Origin of the sequence: Streptomyces sp. NPDC059037, from assembly GCF_042740015.1 — a bacterium.
GTDB lineage: Bacteria > Actinomycetota > Actinomycetes > Streptomycetales > Streptomycetaceae > Streptomyces.
Genome location: NZ_JBHYIG010000403.1, coordinates 1 through 6600 on the forward strand (window position 1 = coordinate 1; position 6600 = coordinate 6600).

Annotated in this window: 4 protein-coding genes and 1 pseudogene; all 5 read right to left on the reverse strand. The window is 73.2% G+C overall.

Annotation, left to right across the window (positions count from 1 at the left end):
* Positions 1-388: 388 nt before the first annotated feature.
* The 5 genes and pseudogenes from ACFWY6_RS43170 to ACFWY6_RS43190 all read right to left on the reverse strand — a co-directional run bounded on the left by ACFWY6_RS43170 (position 389) and on the right by ACFWY6_RS43190 (position 6415).
* Positions 389-3622, reverse strand: a complete 3234-nt coding sequence (locus ACFWY6_RS43170) for a S41 family peptidase (protein ID WP_384702718.1) — start codon at positions 3620-3622, stop codon at positions 389-391.
* Between the two features lie 45 nt (positions 3623-3667).
* Complete coding sequence (locus ACFWY6_RS43175) at positions 3668-4327, reverse strand: hypothetical protein (protein WP_384702720.1); 660 nt, start codon at positions 4325-4327, stop codon at positions 3668-3670.
* Positions 4328-4449: 122 nt separating this feature from the next.
* Positions 4450-4554: pseudogene (locus tag ACFWY6_RS43180) on the reverse strand (VOC family protein); the annotation flags it as partial.
* Positions 4555-4580: 26 nt separating this feature from the next.
* Positions 4581-5321: a 16S rRNA (uracil(1498)-N(3))-methyltransferase gene (locus ACFWY6_RS43185; protein ID WP_384702724.1), complete on the reverse strand. Its 741-nt coding sequence runs from the start codon at positions 5319-5321 to the stop codon at positions 4581-4583.
* A complete protein-coding gene (locus ACFWY6_RS43190) occupies positions 5318-6415 on the reverse strand; it encodes a nitronate monooxygenase (RefSeq protein WP_361818059.1) in 1098 nt (365 codons plus the stop codon). The genes ACFWY6_RS43185 and ACFWY6_RS43190 overlap by 4 nt, the downstream gene beginning before the upstream one ends.
* Positions 6416-6600 lie beyond the last annotated feature (185 nt).

Sequence of the window (6600 nt, forward strand, 5' to 3'; positions counted from 1 at the left end):
CGCCCACCCCCCCGATAACCCGCCCCCCCGGCCGGCAGTATAAACCCTACCCGCCCCCCCCCCGTTTGGCCCCGCTGGGTGTTGGGGGGGGCGGGTGGGAAAAGATCCGCCACAGGGTGATCGCGCGGGTGGGCGGGAAAAGATCCGCCGCGGGGTGATCGGGCGGGTGGGTGGGTGGGAAAAGATCCGCCGCAGGGTGATCGGGTGGGTGGGTGGGGAAGATCCGCCGCGAAGCGGCGGGACAGGAACGCCGCCCGAGCACCCGGGCCATCACGGACCTGATCCGCCGCGAAGCGGCGGGACAGGAAGGCCGTCCGAGCACCCGGGCCATCACGCCCCCCGGGGGGGGAAATCCGCGGACGGGGCCCGAGGCCGCAGGCCAGCCCCCTCACGCCCCCGGCAACTCCGGCGCACTCTTCGGCGGGGACTCCGCCAACGCGGCCAGCGCCAGGCGGATCGCCTCGTCCAGTTGAGGGTCCGCGCCGGACGCGTAGTCCTCCGGTGTCGTCACCACCTCCACGTCCGGGTCCACGCCATAGTTCTCGACGCCCCACCCGTACCCCTCAAGCCAGAACGCGTACTTCGGCTGCGTGACCAACGTCCCGTCCACCAGGCGGTACCGGCTGTCGATGCCGATCACCCCGCCCCACGTCCGCGTCCCCACCACGGGCCCGATCCCCAACGCCTTGATCGCCGCGTTCACGATGTCCCCGTCGGAACCGGAGAACTCGTTGGCGACGGCGACGACCGGCCCGCGGGGCGCGTCCGCCGGGTAGCTGTACGGCTGCGCGCCGCGCGGCAGGTCCCAGCCCACGATCTTCCGGGCGAGCTTCTCCACGACCAGCTGCGACGTGTGCCCGCCACGGTTCTCGCGTACGTCCACCACGAGACCGTCCCTGGCCACCTCCACCCGCAGGTCCCGGTGGATCTGCGCCCAGCCGGGGGCCTGCATGTCCGGCACGTGGAGATAGCCCAGCCGTCCCCCCGACCGCTCATGGACGTACGCCCGCCGGTCCACGACCCACGCGTGGTACCGCAACGGCTCCTCGTCATCGACGGGGACGACCACCGCATGCCGCGGATCGCCGCCCCCCGCGGGCGACACGGTCAGCTCCACGGGCTTGCCCGCCGTACCCACGAGCAACGGCCCAGGACCCGTCACCGGATCGACCGGCCGCCCCGCGACGGCGAGCAGCGCGTCGCCGGCCCGCACCGCGACCCCGGGAGCGGCGAGCGGCGAGCAGGCGGCGGGGTCCGACGTCTCGGAGGGCAGGATCCGGTCGATCCGCCAGGCACCGTCCGCGCCCCGCGAGACATCCGCCCCGAGCAGCCCCTGCCGCACGGCGGGAGTCCCCCAGGCCCCGCCCCCGAAGACGTACGCATGCGACGTGCCGAGCTCTCCGGCGACCTCCCACAGCAGGTCGACGAGGTCGTCGTGCGTGGCGACGCGGTCGAGCACCGGCCGGTAGCGGTCGAGTACGCCGTCCCAGTCGATCCCGCCCAGGTCCGGCCGCCAGAAGTTGTCCCGCATGAGCCGCCCGGCCTCGTCGTACATCTGGCGCCATTCGGCGGCGGGGTCGACGGTCTGCCGGACCCGGGTGAGGTCGACGGTGATGTTGGAGTCGGAGTTCTCGTCGCCGGAGGCGCGCCGGTCGCTCGGCACGACCTTCAGCTTGCCGTCGACCCACAGCAGCACCCGTTTGCCGTCCCCGCTGACGGAGAAGTGGTCGGCGTCCGACGCCAGTTCCTCGATGCGCTGCTGTACGAGGTCGTAGCGTTCGAGCTCGGTCTGCGGGTCGGGGTCCGACGGGGTGGCGCGGGAGGCGCCGAGGACTCCGCGCACGGGGTGCCGCAGCCACAGGACGCCGTCCTTGGCGGCCCGCAGGGTCGAGTACCGGGCGGCCTCGACCGGGAACGGCACGATCCGGTCGGCGAGTCCGTCGAGGTCGATCCGGGTGACGGGAGCGCCCTCGCTGTCCGGGGTCTCGTCCTTGTCGGGCGCTTCGAAGGGCCGCCCGTGGCGCTGTGGCCCGAAGGGCGATGGCGTGGTGGCGGCCAGCGTGATCAGGTAGGGCCGCGATCCGCCGACGAAGGCGAGGTCGAAGACGTGCTCGTCGTAGACGGGGTCGAAGGAGCGCGCGGACAGGAACGCCAGGTGCTTCCCGTCGAGGGTGAACGCGGGTGCGTAGTCGCGGAATCGCAGCGGGGTCGCCTCGGACACCGAGAGGTCTGCCGTGTTCGCCAGCTTCAGCTGGCGCAGCGGACGCGGCCCCGGGTGCGACCACGCGAGCCAGGCCGAGTCCGGCGAGAAGACAAGACCGGTGGCGTCGCCGTGTTCCCCGCGGTCGACCTCGCGCACCTCGCCGCTTTCCCGCTCGACGAGCAGCACACGCCCGTCGTGCGAGGCGACGGCGGCCCGGCTGCCGTCGGGCGCCACGGCGAGCCCGAGCACCCGGCCCAGCTGCCCGGCGGCGATCCTGCGCGGCGTGGCGCCCGGCGCGAGCCCCGTGGCGGGCGCGAACTGGAGCGCGTCGTCGCCCTCCGCGTCCGTCACCCAGACGACGTGTTCCTCGCCGTCGACGCGGAACGTGCGCGGCAGCCGTGCGCGCACCCCGTGCTCGACGGCGAGGGCGCGGGCAGGACCCTCGCGGTGGGTCACCCAGTGCACGCCGCCGCGCACGGAGACGGCGCTGCCGCGTCCGGTGTGGTCGGGAGCGGCGGCGCCGAACCAGCGCGCCGCGCTCACGGGGAACGGCTGGAGGTCGGTGCGCTGGCCGCCGAGGCGGATGCCGATGCGGCGCGGCTCGGCGTCCACCAGGTCGTCCAGGAGCCAGAGTTCACCCGCGGACGCGTAGACGACACGCGTGCCGTCGGTGGCGGCATGCCGGGCGTAGAAGCCGTCGACACCCGTGTGCCTGCGCAGATCGGACCCGTCGGGCAGCGAGGAGTAGACGGCCCCGACGCCTTCGTGATCGGAGAGGAAGGCGATGCGGTCGCCCACCCACAGCGGGTACTCGATGTTCCCGTCGAGCTCTTCATGGACGCGTACGAAGCGGTCGTCGCCGCCCTCGTCACCGGCGCCGCCACGCCGGATCCACAGCTTCCCCGCCGTGCCGCCCCGGTACCGCTTCCACCAGGCGGCCTCGCGCCCCATCGGCGCGGAGAGCAGCAGGACTTGACCGTCCCGCGGGCCGTGCGCGACATCGCCGACCAGTCCGTACGGCAGCGTGCCGGCGGGCCCGCCGTCCAGCGGGACGGCCCGCGCCCAGCTGCGGCGCAGCGATGCCTGGCCGTACGTGCTGACCGCGAGGACCTGCCCGTCCGGGGTCCAGCCCCGCACCGACGTACGCGAACTCCCCCAGTACGTAAGGCGCTTGGAGGATCCGCCGTCGACCGGGGCGACATGCACCTCGGGGGCGCCGTCCCGTGTGGACGTCCAGGCGATGGTCGTGCCGTCCGGGGAGATGCGGGGGTGGTTCACCGGCATGTTGTCGGCGCTGACGCGCCATGCCCGGCCGCCGTCGAGGGGAGCGACCCAGACGTCGTCCTCAGCGGTGAAGGCGACCAACTCGCCGCGCAGGTGCGGAAACCGAAGATACGCAGGGTGCCCAGTCTGTGTCACACGGCCAGCCTAAGCAGGTGCGGCGGAGCCGGTCAGCGATTTGGATCACTTGCCCTTGAAGCACGAGCACGTCGGGTCGGGAGTCGCGGGCGGCGGATCGGGCGTGACGGTCACCGTGACGGTGGGCGCGGGCGGCTGATGGGACGTCGGGGCCTGGGTCGGCTTGTCACCGCCGTGGTCACCGCCACCACCGTTGTCGTTGCCGCCATTGCCGTTGCCGCCATTGCCGTTGCCGTCGTCACCCCCGGAGCAGTCGCCGAGCACGTCCACCCGGAACCACTCCTTGCCGTCGACCTTGGCGGTCAGGTTCCCTCGTACGCAGTGCCCGTCGACGACGGACGTGACGGTCCCCTTGACGGTGATGTCGCTGGTGTCGTCGGACCCCTTGCCGTTCCTGGCCTGCCCCTGGCAGTCGACATGGGCGACGGCCTCGTGGTCCCGATCCCCGCTGGACGGGGTGACCTTGTCCTTGAAGCGGGCGGTGCAGCTGATCCACAGCACGTCGAGGTGCTGCCGCTCCAGTTCCTTCGTCGCCATCTCGTCGGTGGTGATCGCGATGGACGAGGTGTTCATGCCCCCGTCGACGGGATCGCACGCGGCGCCCCCGATCACCGCGGCCCCCGCCAGCGCGACGGCGTACAGCACACGCCGACGCCGCCCGCGCACGACCACCGCACGATCACGTAATCGCCTCAATGCCCCCATAGGCGGCAGAGTGCCACTGCGAGCCGCCTGACGGTAGACCCCTTTGCGTCCAACTCCGGGACAGCGGTGGCTCGTCAGCCGCGCAGCAGCAGCAGCAGCCACTCCTGCAGCTCCACCAAGTTCCCCTCCACTGCCCCCGACTGCGGCCTGAGGCCGAGGACTTCGGCGTAGAAGTGGTGGCAGGCGCTGAAGTCCGAGACGAGCAGCCGTACTTGAGCGAGTTCCAAGGCGCCCCCTGACAGCGTGCGGGGAGTCAGGACCAGCGGCCCGTGCGCCCGAGCAGCAGTGCGGCCGCCGCCGTCCCCGCGGTCGATGTGCGCAACACGCTACGCCCGAGCCGGTACGGCTTCGCCCCCGCGGCGGCGAAGGCCGCGAGCTCGTCCGGGGATACGCCGCCCTCGGGGCCGACCACGAGAACGATGTGCCCGGCCGCCGGAAGCTGCGCCGTGGCCAGCGGTTCGCTGCCCTCCTCGTGCAGGACGGCCGCGAGGTCAGCCTCCGCGAGCAGCGCGGCGACCTGCTTGGTCGTCGCCGCGTCCGCGACCTCCGGGAAACGCACCCGGCGCGACTGCTTGCCCGCCTCGCGCGCCGTGGCCCGCCACTTGCCGAGCGCCTTGAGCCCGCGCTCGCCCTTCCACTGCGTGATGCAGCGGGACGCCGACCAGGGCACGATCGCGTCGACGCCGGTCTCCGTCATGGTCTCCACGGCGAGTTCACCGCGGTCGCCCTTGGGCAGCGCCTGCACGACCGTGATCCGGGGCTCCTCTGGAGCCTCCTCCCGTACGGCGTCCATCCGCACGATCAGCCGGTCCTTGCCCTCGGTTTCGAGGACCACGCACTGCGCCCACCGCCCGGCGCCGTCGGTGAGGACAAGCTCCTCACCGGGGTTCAGCCGCTTCACGGAGACGGCGTGCCGCCCTTCGGGACCATCGAGTACGTAGCGTCCTTCGCCCCCCGCGTCGAAGTGCTCGACGACGAAGACCGGGGCGGTCATGCCTGGCCCCCGGGCTGGGTCCCCTGCTGCCCGCCGGCCGCCAACGCGGCCTTCGCGGCGGCCAGTTCGGCCGCGAGGACCTCCACGAGCTGCCCGGCGGGCAGCTCCCGCGCCATCCGGTGCCCCTGCCCCGCCCAGAGCGCCATGCCCTGCGCGTCACCGGCCTTGGCGGCGGCCTTGCGCAGTCCGCTGGTGAGGTGGTGGACCTGGGGGTAGGCGGCGGGGGCGTACGGGCCGTGCTCGCGCATGAAGCGGTTGACCAGGCCGCGGGCGGGGCGGCCCGAGAAGGCGCGGGTCAGTTCGGTCCTGGTGAACAGCGGGTTGGTCATGGCCTGCTTGTGCAGGACGTTCGCGCCCGACTCGGGGCAGACCAGGAACGCCGTGCCGAGCTGCGCCGCGTCGGCGCCCGCCGCGAGCACCGCGGCGATCTGCGCGCCGCGCATCAGGCCGCCGGCCGCGACCACGGGGATCTGCACGGTCTCGCGCACCTGCGCGATGAGCGAGAGCAGGCCGAGCCCGGAGCCGTCCGTCTCGGGGTTGTCGCGGTGCGTGCCCTGGTGACCGCCGGCCTCGACACCCTGTACGCAGACGGCGTCGGCGCCGGACCACTGCGCGGTCTGTGCCTCTTCGGGGGTGGTGACCGTGGCGACGGTGATCGTGCCGACGCGGGCGAAGGCGTCGAAGACGTCGCGGGTGGGGCATCCGAAGGTGAAGGAGACGACCGGCACGGGATCGTCGATCAGGATGGCGAGCTTGGCGTCGTAGCCGTCGTCGCGGCCGCTGTCCGGGTCCCCGAGCTGCGTCTCGTACCAGCTGGCCTCGCCCGCGAGCTGGTTGCGGTACACCTCGACGGCTGCGGTGTCGGCGTACTCGGGCTGCGGCATGAAGAGGTTCACGCCGAAGGGCTGAGCGGTGAGCCCTCGCAGCTGTTTGATCTCCTGGTACATCCCGTCGGCCGTTTTGTACCCGGCGGCGAGGAAGCCGAGCCCCCCGGCCTCGGACACGGCGGCGGCGAGCTGCGGGCAGGAAGCACCGCCCGCCATGGGGGCCTGCACGATCGGGTAGCGGCAGAGATCGGTCAGCGCGGTGGACATGAACGCATCGTGCCATGTCCCCTGCAGGGGACCGAATCGCGCCCCCCAAAGCGGGGGGGGGGCGGGCAAGTGGGGGGGCCCCCCCGGGGGGCGGCCCCCCCGGCGCCCCCACCCCGGGGGACCGCCCCCGCCCCACGGGCCCCCCCCGGAGGACACGGCGGGCCCGCGCACCCCCAACGACGCAA

Bases quoted from the DNA above. Each gene is read 5' to 3' on its own strand.
- ACFWY6_RS43175 (WP_384702720.1), bottom strand. From the start codon at position 4,327: ATGGGGGCATTGAGGCGATTACGTGATCGTGCGGTGGTCGTGCGCGGG.
- ACFWY6_RS43185 (WP_384702724.1), bottom strand. From the start codon at position 5,321: ATGACCGCCCCGGTCTTCGTCGTCGAGCACTTCGACGCGGGGGGCGAA.
- ACFWY6_RS43190 (WP_361818059.1), bottom strand. From the start codon at position 6,415: ATGTCCACCGCGCTGACCGATCTCTGCCGCTACCCGATCGTGCAGGCC.